Source organism: Halpernia sp., from assembly GCF_048269545.1.
GTDB lineage: Bacteria > Bacteroidota > Bacteroidia > Flavobacteriales > Weeksellaceae > Halpernia.
On record NZ_JBLXIJ010000009.1, the window covers coordinates 47,875 to 62,724 of the forward strand.

General features: G+C 28.1%; 15 protein-coding genes. 8 read left to right on the top strand and 7 right to left on the bottom strand.

Annotated elements, in window-relative coordinates:
• Positions 1 to 126: 126 nt before the first annotated feature.
• The 3 genes from recR to ACN0WB_RS10385 are packed head-to-tail and all read left to right on the top strand — an operon-like array spanning position 127 to position 2,404.
• A complete protein-coding gene (gene recR, locus ACN0WB_RS10375; RefSeq protein WP_417431520.1) occupies positions 127 to 738 on the top strand; it encodes a recombination mediator RecR in 612 nt (203 codons plus the stop codon).
• 19 nt (positions 739 to 757) lie between these two features.
• Positions 758 to 1,564, top strand: a complete 807-nt coding sequence (locus tag ACN0WB_RS10380) for a glycosyltransferase family 2 protein (protein ID WP_417431480.1) — start codon at positions 758 to 760, stop codon at positions 1,562 to 1,564.
• 6 nt (positions 1,565 to 1,570) lie between these two features.
• Positions 1,571 to 2,404: a glycosyltransferase family 2 protein gene (locus tag ACN0WB_RS10385; protein WP_417431482.1), complete on the top strand. Its 834-nt coding sequence runs from the start codon at positions 1,571 to 1,573 to the stop codon at positions 2,402 to 2,404.
• 51 nt (positions 2,405 to 2,455) lie between these two features.
• Here ACN0WB_RS10385 and secG read toward each other — a convergent pair whose 3' ends face one another.
• Positions 2,456 to 2,800: a preprotein translocase subunit SecG gene (gene secG, locus ACN0WB_RS10390; protein ID WP_417431484.1), complete on the bottom strand. Its 345-nt coding sequence runs from the start codon at positions 2,798 to 2,800 to the stop codon at positions 2,456 to 2,458.
• 162 nt (positions 2,801 to 2,962) lie between these two features.
• Here secG and ACN0WB_RS10395 point away from each other — a divergent pair, with 162 nt between their 5' ends.
• Positions 2,963 to 4,819 carry an endonuclease gene (locus ACN0WB_RS10395; RefSeq protein WP_417431486.1) on the top strand — a complete coding sequence of 619 codons (1,857 nt, stop codon included), beginning with the start codon at positions 2,963 to 2,965 and terminating at the stop codon, positions 4,817 to 4,819.
• Positions 4,820 to 4,888: 69 nt separating this feature from the next.
• Here the strand turns inward: ACN0WB_RS10395 and ACN0WB_RS10400 are convergent, their stop codons facing one another.
• The 3 genes from ACN0WB_RS10400 to ACN0WB_RS10410 form a co-directional block, all read right to left on the bottom strand.
• Entirely contained in the window at positions 4,889 to 6,055 is a 1,167-nt protein-coding gene (locus ACN0WB_RS10400) for a helix-hairpin-helix domain-containing protein (protein ID WP_417431488.1), read from the bottom strand.
• A gap of 70 nt (positions 6,056 to 6,125) precedes the next feature.
• Positions 6,126 to 6,455: a MerR family transcriptional regulator gene (locus tag ACN0WB_RS10405; protein ID WP_417431490.1), complete on the bottom strand. Its 330-nt coding sequence runs from the start codon at positions 6,453 to 6,455 to the stop codon at positions 6,126 to 6,128.
• A gap of 66 nt (positions 6,456 to 6,521) precedes the next feature.
• Positions 6,522 to 7,829 (bottom strand): DEAD/DEAH box helicase, encoded by a 1,308-nt coding sequence (locus ACN0WB_RS10410; protein WP_417431492.1) that lies wholly within the window; start codon positions 7,827 to 7,829, stop codon positions 6,522 to 6,524.
• 219 nt (positions 7,830 to 8,048) lie between these two features.
• Between ACN0WB_RS10410 and rpsA the strand changes: the two genes are divergently transcribed.
• Both rpsA and ACN0WB_RS10420 read left to right on the top strand, forming a co-directional pair.
• Positions 8,049 to 9,884: a 30S ribosomal protein S1 gene (gene rpsA / locus ACN0WB_RS10415; RefSeq protein WP_417431494.1), complete on the top strand. Its 1,836-nt coding sequence runs from the start codon at positions 8,049 to 8,051 to the stop codon at positions 9,882 to 9,884.
• 135 nt (positions 9,885 to 10,019) lie between these two features.
• Complete coding sequence (locus ACN0WB_RS10420; RefSeq protein ID WP_417431496.1) at positions 10,020 to 10,586, top strand: hypothetical protein; 567 nt, start codon at positions 10,020 to 10,022, stop codon at positions 10,584 to 10,586.
• A gap of 44 nt (positions 10,587 to 10,630) precedes the next feature.
• Here ACN0WB_RS10420 and rplS read toward each other — a convergent pair whose 3' ends face one another.
• On the bottom strand, positions 10,631 to 10,981 hold the full coding sequence (gene rplS / locus ACN0WB_RS10425; protein ID WP_417431498.1) for a 50S ribosomal protein L19: 351 nt from the start codon (positions 10,979 to 10,981) through the stop codon (positions 10,631 to 10,633).
• A 261-nt stretch (positions 10,982 to 11,242) separates the two neighbouring features.
• On the opposite strand from rplS, the gene ACN0WB_RS10430 reads away from it, so the two are divergent.
• Together ACN0WB_RS10430 and ACN0WB_RS10435 are read left to right on the top strand one after the other, a co-directional pair.
• Positions 11,243 to 11,941: a CoA transferase subunit A gene (locus tag ACN0WB_RS10430; RefSeq protein ID WP_417431500.1), complete on the top strand. Its 699-nt coding sequence runs from the start codon at positions 11,243 to 11,245 to the stop codon at positions 11,939 to 11,941.
• Positions 11,942 to 12,017: 76 nt separating this feature from the next.
• On the top strand, positions 12,018 to 12,674 hold the full coding sequence (locus tag ACN0WB_RS10435) for a CoA transferase subunit B (RefSeq protein WP_417431502.1): 657 nt from the start codon (positions 12,018 to 12,020) through the stop codon (positions 12,672 to 12,674).
• 130 nt (positions 12,675 to 12,804) lie between these two features.
• Here ACN0WB_RS10435 and ACN0WB_RS10440 read toward each other — a convergent pair whose 3' ends face one another.
• On the bottom strand, positions 12,805 to 13,335 hold the full coding sequence (locus ACN0WB_RS10440; protein ID WP_417431504.1) for a helix-turn-helix domain-containing protein: 531 nt from the start codon (positions 13,333 to 13,335) through the stop codon (positions 12,805 to 12,807).
• Positions 13,336 to 13,595: 260 nt separating this feature from the next.
• Positions 13,596 to 14,687 (bottom strand): TerC/Alx family metal homeostasis membrane protein, encoded by a 1,092-nt coding sequence (locus ACN0WB_RS10445; protein ID WP_417431506.1) that lies wholly within the window; start codon positions 14,685 to 14,687, stop codon positions 13,596 to 13,598.
• Between the last annotated feature and the right edge of the window lie 163 nt (positions 14,688 to 14,850).

Below are 14,850 nucleotides of genomic sequence, written 5' to 3' on the forward strand. Positions count from 1 at the left end.
CTAATGTTTAATTATTTTAAAGACCTTAAAAATACAAGATTTTTCTTTAATAACTTTAAAAATGACTTATATTAAAAAAAACCAAAAAGTCTATTGAAAGTTTTTTTTAATCTTTATTTTTGTGCAATGGATTATCCGAGTAAAGTTTTAGCAAAAGCAGTAGAAGAAATTTCTGGTTTACCCGGAATTGGTAAAAAATCTGCGTTGCGTTTAGCTTTGCATCTATTAAAACAACCAGAATCACAAGGTTTATTATTAGGTGAAAGTTTAAAAAAATTAGTTACTGAAATTAAATATTGTAAAAACTGTCACAATTTTTCAGATTTTGAGATTTGTGAAATTTGTAATAATCCCAAACGAAATGATGAAATCTTGTGTATTGTAGAAGATGTTCGAGATGTAATGGCGATAGAGAATACTTCAAAATTTAATGGCAAATATTTAGTTTTAGGTGGTAAAATTTCTCCAATGGAAGGAGTTGGACCAAACCAATTAAATATCGGAAGTATTGAAAGAAAAATAGAAAACGGTAATTTGCAAGAGATTATTTTCGCTTTGAGCGCTACAATGGAAGGAGATACAACGGCGTATTATCTTTATAAAAAATTTAAAAAATTTAATATTAAATTTTCAAGTATTGCGCGTGGAATTTCTGTGGGAGATGAATTAGAATATGCAGATGAAATCTCTCTTGGTCGTTCTATTTTAAACCGATTACCTTATAACGAAACAGATTAATTTTAAAACTATTTAAATTTTGATTTCTGTAATTATCCCACTTTATAATGCTGAAAAAAGTATTGAAAAAAGCTTAGATTCCATCAAAAATCAAACTTGGAAAGGAGATTTTGAAATCATAATCGTAAATGACGGTTCAACTGATAATAGCAAATTAATTGTTGAAAATTATATTTTAAAAAATCCAGAACTCAATATTTCATTAATAAATCAAGAAAATAGCGGCGTTTCTAAAGCCCGAAATACAGGTTTAAAATTAGCAAAAGGAGAATATTTAGCTTTACAAGATGCAGATGATGAGTGGTATCCGCAGAAAACTGAAATTCAAATGAAAATTTTGCAAAATAAAAAGCTTAAAATAGATTTTTTAGGTTGCAGAAGAAAAAATCAAAAAATATTATATCCTTTTAAAGTTAAACAAAATAATCTTGCAAAAATTACCTTTAGAAAATTAATGATTCGAAATGAAGTTTCACCTTGCACCGTCATTTTTAAGAGAAAAGTATTAGAAAATTCTGGCTATTTTGATGATGATCAAAAATATGGAGAAGACGTCTACTATTGGTTGAAAATATCCAAAAATAATAAAATGTACATTTTAAATGAAGAATTAGTAATTGCCGGTTTAGGTAAAAGAACTTTTGGTGTTTCTGGTTTATCGGCTAATTTAACTGAAATGGAGAAAGGATTTCAGAAGAACTTAAAAGAAAATTGGCATTTAAAAAGAATTGGTTTTATTGAATATATTATTTATTATATTTTTTACAAATTAAAATATATCTTTAGATTAATTAGAAATGAATATTTTAATATTTTGGGAAAATAAAATAATATGAAGCTGAGTATAATTATCGTTCATTATAATGTAAAAAATCTTCTAAAAAATTGCCTTTTGTCAATTAATAATTACGTTCAAAATATTGATTATGAAGTGATTGTAATTGATAATAATAGTTCTGATCTTTCTTGGAAAGAATTGATTTCCGAATTTCCGAAAATTGAATTTATTGTTTCAAAAAAAAATAATGGCTTTGCTGTAGCAAATAATATTGCTGTAAAATCAGCTTTGGGAGATTATGTTTTACTTTTAAATCCTGATACAGAATTGGAAGGATTTTATATGAAAGAACTTTTAGATTTTGCAGATTCTGTAGAATATTTTGGTTGTTTAGGTGTAAGAATGCACGATAAAAACGGAGTTTTTTTACCAGAAAGTAAACGTGCAATTCCAGATATGTTTAATTCTTTTGAAAAACTTTTTGTAAGTTTTAAAAGCAATTCTAAAAAATCTTATTATCGCACAGATATTGCAGAAAATGAAATTGCCGAAGTTGACGTAATTACAGGTGCTTTTTTATTAATTAAAAAAGATGTTTATTTAAAAATTGGTGGCTTAGACGAAACCTATTTTATGTACGGTGAAGATATAGATTTGTGTTATACTTTGTTGCAAAATAATTATAGAAATTATTATTACGGAAAATATTCTATTCTTCATTATAAAGGAGAAAGCACCTTAAAAGACAAAGTATATTTACAACGATTTTATGGCGCAATGCAAATTTTTCTCAATAAATATTACCGAAAAAATTCACCTTTAAAATTTAGAATTTTAAGTTTTGGTTTAAAATTAAAATATTTTTTAGCTCAATGTAAATTAAAATAAAAAAAGCGATTTCACTTGGAAATCGCTTTTAATTTTATATTTAAAATAATTTTATTTCTTTGCAGGCGCTTGCTGAATTGGTGCAGTTGTTTTAACTGGAGCAGTTTGTACCGGTGCAGATTGATTTGTAGGAGTAGTTTGAGCAGGAATATGATTACTTGGTTTCGCAGTAATTACAACACTTACAATAATTAAAATAATGACAAGTGCCCCCAAAGTCCAGGTTGCATTTTCCATAAAATCATTGGTTCTTTGCACACCAAATTGTGCAGGAGAAGTACCGCCAAAAGTACCGGAAAGACCGCCACCTTTAGGATTTTGTGCCATAATAATAATCACTAATAAAACACTTAGAATCATGATTAAAACCATGAACAATGTAAAAACTGTACCCATTTTCTTTAAATTTTCAAGGTGCAAATATAATCAATTTTTGTCAATATATAATTAATTCAATATAGATTTCCTTTAAAAATCTAAAGATTTTAATTTAAAAACTAATTTATATATGACTTAAGGCAAAAAGTTTTAATACCTTTGAAATTCAATTTTAATATTATGAAAAAAATTTTCCTTTTTGTATTTCTTCCCATAATTTATTTTTCCCAAATTCCAACGGGATATTATGATTCAACAGTAGGATTATCTGGATATAAATTAAAATCTGCATTACATGATATTATTTCAAACAAAACCATTGGTTGGAATTATAGTGATGTAGTTAATTTTTATAATCTAACCGATGTAGATAAATATTATGAAAATGATAACACCGTTTTAGATATTTATTCTGAAATTCCTACCGGACCAGATGCTTATGAATATAATTTTACACAAAATATTGGTTCTGCAAATGCAGAAGGACTTGGTTGGAATAAGGAACATATGATGCCACAAAGTACTTTTTACAGTAATTATCCTATGCAAGCTGATTTAAATTTTATTGTACCAACAGATGCAAGAATAAATCAACTTCGTAGTAATTATCCCTATGGTAAAGCGGGAGCAACAAATTATTACACATTTTCAAACACTTCTAAAATTAGCAAAAACGCAACGCCAAACGCAGTTTACACAGGCAGAGTTTATGAACCAATTGATGAGTTTAAAGGAGATATTGCAAGATCTTTACTTTATTTTGCAGTGAGATACGAAGGTAAATTGGGAAGTTTTAAATTTGAAACAGATCCAGACCCTACAAAAGATCGCAACCCTTTAAATGGAACAGAAGAGCAAGTTTATGATCAATCTTTTTTAGATTTAATGCTACTTTGGAGTGCAAATGATCCCGTTTCTCAACGTGAAATAGATAGAAATAACGCCATCTATGGAATTCAAAAAAATAGAAATCCTTTTATAGATCATCCAGAATGGGTAAATCTTATTTGGGGTCAAACAAAAAGTACAGTTGCACCACAAGCTGCTTCTAATTTAATAACTTCAAAAGTAAGCGCTTATTTTGTAAATTTAAACTGGACTGCTCCTTCTGATCCTTCAATAATTGGTTATAAAGTTTATCAAGACGGTGTATTAATTGGTTTAGCAAAAAGTAATTCTTTTACTGTAGATCATTTAAATCCTGCCACAAATTATAACTTCACAATAAAATCTTACAATAATGCTTATTTAGAATCTTCTGAAAGTAATTTACTTCCTGTTCTTACTTACACTTCCGATGTTTATGCAAAAGATTTAATTTTTACAAAATATTTAGAAGGAAGTGGTGATAATAAAGCATTGGAAATTACAAATAAAACCGGTCATACTGTAAATTTAGATGGATATAGTTTGAGTATTCAGTTTAAAAGTTCTTCAAGTTATTATTTTCCAGATCCTTTGCAGCTAGAAGGAAAAATTGCGGATAATGATACTTTTGTAGTTATGAACGCAAGAGCTGCTTTTTCTTGTTATACTACAGAACAATCCAAATTTGTTTCTGCAGCGCCGTCACTTACATTCGATGGAAGTAATTATGTAGAACTACGTTACAATTATTCAACTGTAGATGCAGTGGGAACAAAGGATATGAATAATTTTTCAAATTTAGGTAATACTTCTTTGTACAGATTAAGTAGTGTAACACAGCCAAATTCTAATTTTGATATTAATGAATGGCAAAAAAATTCCAATAATTATTGTGTCGGTTTAGGAACTTTAGATACTTCTGAAATTTCAAATAAAAATTTAAATAACATTTCAATTTATCCAAATCCAATTACTGAATCTCAAATTTTCGCAAATGGAAATGATATTAAAAAAGTAAATTCTGCACAAGTTTATGATCTTTCTGGTAAATTAATTATAAGTGAAAAAAATCCTTTCAAAAATAAAAATTATATCGATGTTCAGAATTTAGAAAAAGGCATTTACATTTTAAAAATGGACAATCAGAACTTTAAGATTATTAAAAAATAAAAACTTAAAATTTTAAAAAAAATCTGCAACTAATTTGCAGATTTTTTTGTTTAAATTGGAGATTTCTTCTTATTTGTTTTCTGGATTTGTTTGTAGAAATGCAGTTTCTAAAAGTTTTTTAGTTAAATCTTTATCTATATTATAAGTTTGTAAAATTTGATCTTTAGTTTTAAAACCATTTAATTTCTTACGGAAACCAAGAAAACTTCCAGCTGCTTTATCTGTAAAACCAAATTCTTTCAATTGTTGAAAAGTGATTTTATTTAAATCTATTTTACTGAAATCCGTTTTAATATTTGAGTTTTGTCCTTGTAAATTTGCTGTAGTTTTAACCAAAATATTCTCTGGATTAAGTTTCATAAAAGGCTTCATTTCTTCAAATTTTTCTGACGAAATCATATAACATTTTGCAATTTCCTCTAGATTTTTGAAACTTCCTTTACAAAATCTTTCTTTGTAATTTAAAATATTTTGGGCTTGTTTTTCTGAAAAACCAAGCTTCATCCAACCATTTAAGTCCAAAGAATTAGGATCAAAATTTTGATAATTTATTTTTTCTTTTGCAAAGGCTTTTTTATAAGGTTTAAAATCAGCAGGTGTTTTTTCTGGTAAAATTAAAAAGGGTGCTAATTTTTGATAATTTTCTTCATTTATCATATAACATTCCTTCAGCTTTTCTTTACTCACAAAACTTCCGCCTAAATATTTTTTATACTTTACAATTCCTGCAGACTGCTTTTCAGAAAAGCCCAAATTTTCCCAATCTTTTTCAGAATATAAATCTGGATTAAATTTTTGGTGAATATTTAACTCTTTCTTTTTCCAATTATTTTTTGAATATTTGTAGGAAGATTTTATACTTTCTGGTAATAAAATATAAGGTTGTAGTTCTGCAAATTTCTCTGGCGAAATTGAATAACATTTTTTTAATTGTTCTTTTGAAGTAAATTCTCCGCCTACAATTTGTTTGTATTTTAAAATGGTTTTTGCTTGTTTTTCAGAAAATCCCAATTTCTCCCAATCCTCTAACGTAAGTGAATTTGGATTAAAATTTTCTAATTTTATTGCTGGAATTCCATTTTCAATCTGTTGAAATTGGATATCAGAAAAATTAGGATTTTCATTTGTTTGAAAATAATTTGCGTATAGTTTTACACTAATAATAGAAAAAAATAAGATTACGAAAACAAATAATTTTTCGCGAATGATTTTTTGAGGTAATTTGGGTTTCATCATTAAATTTTTAATAAAATTACTAAAAAAAGTAATAATTATTAAAAAAATAAAATGTAAGAGATTAATTCAATTAATTTAATGAATCTTTCAATTTCAAAAGTTCCGCTTTTACAAATTGCAACCTGTCAATCATAGAAACTGTTTCAGAAATTTTAGAATTAGTAGTTAAAGCGACTCTTGCACCATCTAAAGTATAACCTTTTTCTTTAACTAAATGATAAATTATTTTCAAATTTTGAATATCACTTGGAGTGAAGTAGCGATTTCCTTTTTTATTTTTTTTAGGTTTAATAATCGGAAATTCTTGCTCCCAATATCTAATCAATGACGCGTTTACATCAAAAGCTTTGGCAACTTCGCCGATGGAATAATAGAGCTTTTCTGGTAAATTTAGTTTCATTTTTAATTAAATGGGAAAAGCGAAATTACATAAAATTTCACAATTTAAGAAAATGTTTATCGGAAATTAATAAGCAATTTCAATCTTTAATTTCTTGTTTTTTAATCTTTCGTTTTCTAATTTTTTTAAAAGTGCAATTATTTTTTTTCGATTTACGGCGACATAAGAAGTCGTGTCTTTTACTTCTATTAGACCTAAATCTTCTTTTTCCAGCTCACCTTTTTTTAATAAAAATCCAACAATATCAACTTTATTGACTTTATCTTTTTTTCCAGCGCTTAAATAAACAGTAATAAATGATGTTTTCTCTGGAATTTTATAATTTCCATCGAGGTTTTCAATTTCAATATTATTTTTTATGAACGGAAAATGTTCGTCTTCTGTCATAATTAAATAAACAAAACCTTTCGCATTCATTCTCGCAGTTCTGCCGTTTCTGTGGATAAAAGCATCTTCATTTTGTGGCAACTGATAATGAACAATTGATTCCACTTCGGGAATGTCTAAACCTCTTGCGGCCAAATCTGTTGTAATTAAAACTCTTGCAGAATCATTGCGAAACTTCAGTAAAGCACGTTCTCTTTCATCTTGTTCCAAACCGCCGTGAAAAGTTTCTCGCGCAATTCCTTTATCTTTTAAAAGTTCAGAAATCCGGTCAACTGCATCTCTATGATTGCAGAAAATCAATGTTCTTTTATTACCAATTTTACAAATTAATTTGAATAGAGTATCTAATTTTTCTTCAGAAGTTGTTCTTACTTTTTTAAATTTTAAAATCGGTTTGGAAGTTTCCGTTTTTAAAAAATTAATGATTTTTGGATTTTTTATTCCAGTAAAATCTGGCATTTCAGAAATATTGGTTGCAGAAGTTAAAATCTTTTGTTCTAAATTTTCAAGTTCAGAAATTATAAAAGACATATCTTCAGTAAAGCCAAATTCTAAAGCTTTGTCAAACTCATCTAAAACTAAAGTTTTAATATTTAATGGATCAAAATTATCATGTTTTAAATGATATGCAATTCTTCCGGGAGTTCCAATTAAAACCGCCGGTGCTTCAGTAAAATTATTAATTTCAATTTTTTTATCGTGACCGCCGTAACAAATAGAAACTTTAAAATCAGTTCCCATACTTTTAAAAACTTGCTCAATTTGCAAAGCCAATTCGCGCGCAGGAACAATAATTATTGCTTGGATTCCTTCTGCATTTATATCTAAATTTTTAACGACTGGAAATAAAAATCCCAAAGTTTTCCCAGAACCAGTCGGAGAAAGTAAAATAATTTCTTTTTGTTTTTCTGCGGCTTCAAGTGTAGATTTCTGCATTAGATTGAGTGCGGAAATTTGTAGTTTTTCTAAGATTAAGTCCAAATTCATTTTGCAAAGTTACTTCTATTTTAAAAATTATTTTTTTTGTGAATATTTAGCATAAAATTATATTTTAAAATTATATTTTTCAAAATAAAGTTGTATTTTTGCACCACTTTTGTGGGAAGTATTTTGGGAAAGTAAAACCTTAATAATTAACAACTTCCATATTTTTCAGATTACCACATTATCCAAAACTGAAAACTAAGGAATACAAATTTTTTTAATATGTCAGAAACGACAAAACAATCGGAAGAAGCTGTAGAAAGCCAAAGCCAAAACAAACAAAAAAACGATGCGGTTTTAGCAAACCAAAACGTAGCGCCAGAACAGTTTGACTGGGAATCTTTTGAAAGCGGATTAAACGCTGAAGACCGAACAGAAAAACAAGAATTAGAAGAAATTTACAACGGTTCTCTAAATGATTTAGGAGATTCTGACATTATTACTGGTAAAGTAGTAAGATTAACAGACAGAGAAGCGATTGTAGATATTAATTTTAAATCTGAAGGTGTAATTTCTCTTAACGAATTTCGTTACAACCAAGACCTTAAAGTAGGTGATGAAGTTGAAGTAATGGTTGATAAAAGAGAAGACAAAACTGGTCAATTACAATTATCTCACAAAAAAGCGAGAACACTTAAAGCTTGGGATAAAGTGAATGAACTTCATGAAACTGGCGAAATTGTTAATGGTTTAGTGAAATCTAGAACAAAAGGTGGAATGATTGTAGATGTTTTCGGTTTAGAAGCATTTTTACCTGGTTCCCAAATTGATGTAAAACCAATTAAAGATTATGATCAGTTTGTTGGAAAAACAATGGAATTTAAAGTTGTGAAAATCAACCCTGAATTTAAAAATGTTGTTGTGTCTCACAAAGCGCTTATTGAAGCAGATATCGAAGGTCAGAAAAAAGAAATTATTGCTCAATTAGAGAAAGGACAAGTATTAGAAGGAACTGTTAAAAACATTACTTCTTATGGTGTATTTGTAGATCTTGGTGGTGTTGATGGATTAATTCACATTACAGATTTATCCTGGAGCAGAGTTAATCATCCATCAGAAGTTCTTTCTGACGGTGAAACTGTGAAAGTAGTAATTCTTGATTTTGATGAAGATAAAACAAGAATCCAATTAGGAATGAAACAACTTGAAGCACATCCGTGGGATGCTCTAAGCGAAAATATTAAAATTGGAGATAAAGTAAAAGGAAAAGTAGTTGTTCTTGCAGATTATGGCGCCTTCGTAGAAGTTGCTCCAGGTGTAGAAGGATTAATTCACGTTTCTGAAATGTCTTGGAGTACCCACTTAAGAAGTGCAGGAGATTTTGTAAAAGTTGGTGATGAAGTAGAAGCTGAAGTTTTAACTTTAGACAGAGAAGATAGAAAAATCTCTTTGGGTATGAAACAATTGAACCAAGATCCTTGGACAGATATTGAAACTAAATATCCAGTTGGTTCTACACACTCAGGTGTGGTGAGAAACTTCACAAACTTTGGAGTTTTCGTAGAATTAGAAGAAGGTATTGATGGTTTAATTTACATCTCAGATCTTTCTTGGACTAAAAAAATCAAACATCCATCAGAATTCTGTAATGTTGGTGATAAATTAGAAGTAATCGTTCTTGAACTTGATGTACAAGCAAGAAGATTATCTTTAGGTCACAAACAATTGCAAGAAAATCCTTGGGATAAATTTGAAACAAAATATGCAGAAGGAACAGTTCACACTGGAAAAGCAACAGATGTATTTGATAAAGGTGCTTCAGTACAATTTGAAGATGCAGAAGTTGAAGCATTTTGTCCAGCTAGATTATTAGAAAAAGAAGACGGTTCTAAAATCAAAAAAGGTGAAGATGCAGACTTTAAAGTAATTGAATTTAACAAAGAATTCAAAAGAGTAGTGGTTTCCCACACAGGAATCTTTAAAGATGAAGAGAAGAAAAATGTAAAAGAATCTTCTAGTAAATCTACTTCAACTTCAAGTACCAATGAAGAAAAATCTACACTTGGTGATATTGATGTTTTAGCAGAATTAAAAAAGAAAATGGACGCAGGTAAATAATTAGCCTAAAACCAAACTTCTATTTAAACGCTTCACGATTTTTCGTGGAGCGTTTTTTGTTTTTAAATCTTAAAATATATTTTATTTAAAAGATTTTGTATTTTTAAAGTGTTTAAAAAGAAAAGAAAATTTTAAATGGTTTTTAATTTTAAAATTACTTCAAAAGAAATTATATCTTCATATTTCAAAAATAAAAATATTTTTGATTTTGCTCAAGCTTCTAATTTCATTCAAAATTTACCATATAAAAGAAACCATGATAAAACAAATAAACTTTGTGTCTTAAATGATTGTGGTGGAACATGCAGTACAAAACACGCTTTATTAAAAGAATTAGCAATTGAAAATAATTTTGAAGAATTAAAATTAATGCTCGGAATTTTTAATATGAATTTCCAAAATACACCAAAAATTTCAAAAATTTTAACCAAATATAATTTAATTGAAATACCAGAAGCACATAATTATTTTAAAATAGGAGAGAATTACCTTGATTTTACGAGGGAAAATTCGAAACCAGAAGATTTTTTAGCAGATTTGAAAAAAGAAATTGAAATTCAAACTTATCAAATTACAGACTTTAAATTAGCATTCCACAAAGATTATCTTAAAAAATATTTAATTGAAAATCCTCAAATAATATATAATTTAGAGAACTTTTGGATTATAAGAGAAGAATCTATTGCAGAATTTCAAGCATAAAAAAACCACCGAATTTCGGTGGTTTTAAATTTCTTTGTTGTGAATTATCTTCTTGCAACATCTTTAATTCTCGCTTTTTTACCACGAAGTTTACGGAAATAGTAAATTCTAGCTCTTCTAACTTTACCTTTTCTATCAACTTCAATTTTTTGAAGTGCGGGTAAATTTAAAGGAAAAACACGTTCTACACCTACATCACCACTCATTTTTCTGATGGTAAATGTTTTTGTAAGTCCAGTTCCTCTTAATTGAATTACTACACCTTTAAAAAACTGTGTTCTTGTTTTTGCGCCCTCACGAATTTCATAATAAACAGTGATAGTATCACCTGCTTTAAATTTCGGGAATTCTTTTTTGTCAATGTACTTTTCTTGTACGTAATTAATTAAATCCATTGTTTAATTGTAAATAATATTAAGCAAAGCAACTTTCACGTCCATCGTCAGAGGTTGGTTTACAGGTTGCAAAAATAAAATAAATTTTCCTATTGACCAACATATTTTTGCCTTTTTCTAAAATAATAATAACCAATAACTTATTTTAAAGAATTTACTTAGAAATTTAGTGATGAAAGAAAATAAAGTTAATTTTTTATCCTTTATAATTTCCATTTGAACTCAAAAAATCTTAATTTTAAGCAACGAAAACAAAGTAAAATGATAGACAAAAGAGTAGCAAATGTTGAAATCGCGTTAGCTGATATAAAAGACGGACAAACTATTATGCTCGGCGGTTTTGGCCTTTGCGGAATTCCAGAAAATTGCATCGCAGAACTTGTAAAGAAAAACATTACAAATTTAACTTGTATTTCAAATAATGCAGGTGTAGATAATTTTGGTCTTGGTCAATTGCTTCAAAAAAAACAAATCAAGAAAATGATTGCGTCTTATGTTGGAGAAAATGCAGAATTTGAGCGACAAATGCTTTCTGGCGAATTAGAAGTTCAACTTACGCCACAAGGAACTTTAGCCGAAAAATGTCGCGCTGCACAAGCTGGAATTCCTGCTTTTTATACTCCTGCAGGTTACGGAACTGAAGTCGCAGAAGGAAAAGAAACCAAAGAATTTAAAGAAAAAATGCACATTTTAGAACACGCTTTTGATGCAGATTTTTCCATTGTAAAAGCTTGGAAAGGTGATTACGCTGGAAATTTAATTTTCAAAGGAACAGCAAGAAATTTTAATGCACCAATGTCGGGCGCGGCAAAAATTACTATTGCAGAAGTAGAAGAATTAGTGGAACCAGGTGTTTTAGATCCCAATGAAATTCATATTCCAGGAATTATGGTTCAGCGGATTTTTCAAGGAGAAAAATTTGAAAAAAGAATTGAAAAAGTAACCACAAGAAAGAAATAATAAAGATTCTATTTTAAGTAATTTAAACTACCGCAAAAAAAAGTTAAATAGAAAAGCACAATTTAAAAATATAAAAATGCTCACAAAAGAAGATATCGCCAAAAGAATTGCCAAAGAAGTAAAAGACAGATATTACGTTAATTTAGGAATTGGAATTCCAACTTTGGTTGCTAATTACGTTCCAGAAAATTTAAATGTTGAATTTCAAAGTGAAAACGGCGTTCTAGGAATGGGACCATTTCCGTTTGAAGGAGAAGAAGATCCAGATTTAATTAATGCAGGAAAACAGACAATCACTACACTTCCAGGAGCTTCTTTTTTCGATTCTGCTTTTAGTTTTGGGATGATTAGAAGTCAAAAAGTGGATTTAACTATTCTCGGAGCAATGGAAGTATCCGAAAAAGGTGATATTGCAAATTGGAAAATTCCTGGTAAAATGGTAAAAGGAATGGGCGGTGCAATGGATTTAGTAGCTTCTGCGGAAAATATTATTGTTGCGATGATGCACGTTAATAAAAAAGGAGAATCTAAAATTTTAAAAAATTGTACTTTGCCTTTAACTGGCGTAAATTGCGTGAAAAGAGTAGTGACAGAAATGGCCGTTTTAGAAGTGACTCCAAAAGGTTTCAAACTTCTTGAAAGAGCGCCCGGAATTTCTGTGGAAGAAATTATTAAATCGACTGAAGCAGATTTAATTATTGAAGGGGAAATTCCTGAAATGCAAATCGATTAAAATAATTTTCAAAGTTTATTTACCATTAAAAATTTATAAGAAATTAAAATTATAAACTTATAGATTTAAAAATTATCATTTTTGTTTTTATACTTTTTAAAATTTATTGAAAAACTTTTAATGATTAAAATCACGGCTCAAAACTCTCAAATTTTCCATTAGAATAAAACATTACAATCTTGGTTAATGTAACTTTATCATTTTCAGTTACTTGTAAATTGCTTTTACTTAAATTTTGTTCTAATCGCTGAGAATCGTTTATTTCTATTTTTTTTGAATCATTATTCGGAATAAAGAATTCTCGCGGCGTATCTTTTTTTATTCTGTCTTCACTTTCTGTAATACCAAATTGATCGTCATCAATTAAACTAAATAAATCGGGTAGTGCGACGGTTTTCTTTTCTGTACTATTTTTTTTATTTTCTTCATCACTATATTTTTCCGAAACAGGCTTCATTTCCCCTTCTCCATTAATAAGCCAATCCCAACTAATTTCCGGAAATCTTGCTTTTATCTTAGTAATAAATTCTAAAGAAGGTTTGTTTCTTCCAGAAGTAACGTGTGAAATACTTGACTTTTGTACATCAATTTCATCTGCAAATTCAGAGGAACTGAGCTTGCTTTCTTCTAAAATTTTTTTAATTCTTTCGTTTAGATTCATAATTTACAGCTTTTATCTTATTACAAATGTAAAGTATAAAATCAACTTTGTAAAATACAATTGTAAATAAAATGAATTTACAATTGTGTATTGTCATGTAATGATTTAATATACAATAATTTAACTATTGAATTTTTAAATAAACGAGTTAACTATTGTAATTATAAGGTCTATTTATGATAGAAATCTTCTAATTTTATTAATTTTAAACTAAAAAAAAACTTCCAAATGGAAGTCTTTCTAGATTATAGTAAATTATTTTAATAGCGTTTTTCTTCAGGATGTTCCGCATCATATTTCAACTTTCTATCTTTTATTTTCACTGGGAATAATAAAGAAGCGGCAATACTGCTCCCTAAAATAAAAATAATAATTAATAGTGAATGTGTCGTTTTGAATCCCCATTCTTCCATTTGTGAATGTAAAATCATTTTTAATCCTATAAAAGTGAGTAAAACAGCCAATCCAATTTTCAAAAATCTTAATTTATCTATCACTCCAGCTAATAAAAAGAACATAGAACGCAATCCTATGATTGCAAAAATATTAGAAAAAAATACAATATATGGATCTTTTGTAACAGAAAAAATTGCAGGAATACTATCCACTGCAAAAATTAAATCTGTGAATTCTACGATAACCAAAACCAATAAAAGTGGAGTGATTTTCCAAATTCCATCAATTTTAACCCAAAATTTATTTCCAACAAAATGATTATGAACTTTAAAATATTTATTTGCAAATTTTACAATTGGATGATGTTCTGTATCAATTTTTTCTTCTTTATTTCGCTCTATAAACATCTTAATTCCTGTAATAATTAAGAAAGCGCCAAAGACATATAAAATCCAATCAAACTTTGTTATAAGGGCAGCTCCCAAGAAAATGAAAGCAAATCGCATTACAATAGCTCCTAAAATTCCCCAAAATAAAACCCGATGATAATTTTTATGTACTACATTAAACGAAGTGAAAATAAGCATAATCACAAAAATATTATCTACTGAAAGTGCATATTCTACAACGTAACCCGTAAGAAATTCTAAACCTAAATTCTGATTATATAAATCTAAACTGTGCTCAAAATCTCCTTTTATTATGGTAATTGGATGATGGTGTTTTAATATAACACTTTGCAATTTATCTATGTTATCAATTCCATGAATTAATTGTCCATAAGTGAGAAGAAAGAAGTAAAAAACCATTGCTAAAGCAACGACAATAAAGCTCATTATTCCTGCTTGTTTCATAGAAACAGTCTCACCCTTTTTACTAAATAAACCCAAGTCAAAAGCTAAAAGTAAACCGATAAATATTAGAAATCCAATAAGGAAAGTATGTTCTGATGTCATGTAAAAAATATTGTTACAAATATAGTTTAAATAGAAATTATAAAGAAATTTACAGTTGTAATATATGGATTTTTTATTATAATTATATTAGGTAAAGTGTTTATTATTTATTTCTACAATTGATTAAAATACAATGAAATTTATATTAAATAAGATTTTAATT

What these genes read in the sequence shown, in the direction of transcription:
- recR (WP_417431520.1), top strand. Translation starts at nt 127, where the DNA reads ATGGATTATCCGAGTAAAGTTTTAGCAAAAGCAGTAGAAGAAATTTCT.
- ACN0WB_RS10385 (WP_417431482.1), top strand. Translation starts at nt 1,571, where the DNA reads ATGAAGCTGAGTATAATTATCGTTCATTATAATGTAAAAAATCTTCTA.
- secG (WP_417431484.1), bottom strand. Translation starts at nt 2,800, where the DNA reads ATGGGTACAGTTTTTACATTGTTCATGGTTTTAATCATGATTCTAAGT.
- ACN0WB_RS10395 (WP_417431486.1), top strand. Translation starts at nt 2,963, where the DNA reads ATGAAAAAAATTTTCCTTTTTGTATTTCTTCCCATAATTTATTTTTCC.
- ACN0WB_RS10400 (WP_417431488.1), bottom strand. Translation starts at nt 6,055, where the DNA reads ATGATGAAACCCAAATTACCTCAAAAAATCATTCGCGAAAAATTATTT.
- ACN0WB_RS10405 (WP_417431490.1), bottom strand. Translation starts at nt 6,455, where the DNA reads ATGAAACTAAATTTACCAGAAAAGCTCTATTATTCCATCGGCGAAGTT.
- ACN0WB_RS10410 (WP_417431492.1), bottom strand. Translation starts at nt 7,829, where the DNA reads ATGAATTTGGACTTAATCTTAGAAAAACTACAAATTTCCGCACTCAAT.
- rpsA (WP_417431494.1), top strand. Translation starts at nt 8,049, where the DNA reads ATGTCAGAAACGACAAAACAATCGGAAGAAGCTGTAGAAAGCCAAAGC.
- ACN0WB_RS10420 (WP_417431496.1), top strand. Translation starts at nt 10,020, where the DNA reads ATGGTTTTTAATTTTAAAATTACTTCAAAAGAAATTATATCTTCATAT.
- rplS (WP_417431498.1), bottom strand. Translation starts at nt 10,981, where the DNA reads ATGGATTTAATTAATTACGTACAAGAAAAGTACATTGACAAAAAAGAA.
- ACN0WB_RS10430 (WP_417431500.1), top strand. Translation starts at nt 11,243, where the DNA reads ATGATAGACAAAAGAGTAGCAAATGTTGAAATCGCGTTAGCTGATATA.
- ACN0WB_RS10435 (WP_417431502.1), top strand. Translation starts at nt 12,018, where the DNA reads ATGCTCACAAAAGAAGATATCGCCAAAAGAATTGCCAAAGAAGTAAAA.
- ACN0WB_RS10440 (WP_417431504.1), bottom strand. Translation starts at nt 13,335, where the DNA reads ATGAATCTAAACGAAAGAATTAAAAAAATTTTAGAAGAAAGCAAGCTC.
- ACN0WB_RS10445 (WP_417431506.1), bottom strand. Translation starts at nt 14,687, where the DNA reads ATGACATCAGAACATACTTTCCTTATTGGATTTCTAATATTTATCGGT.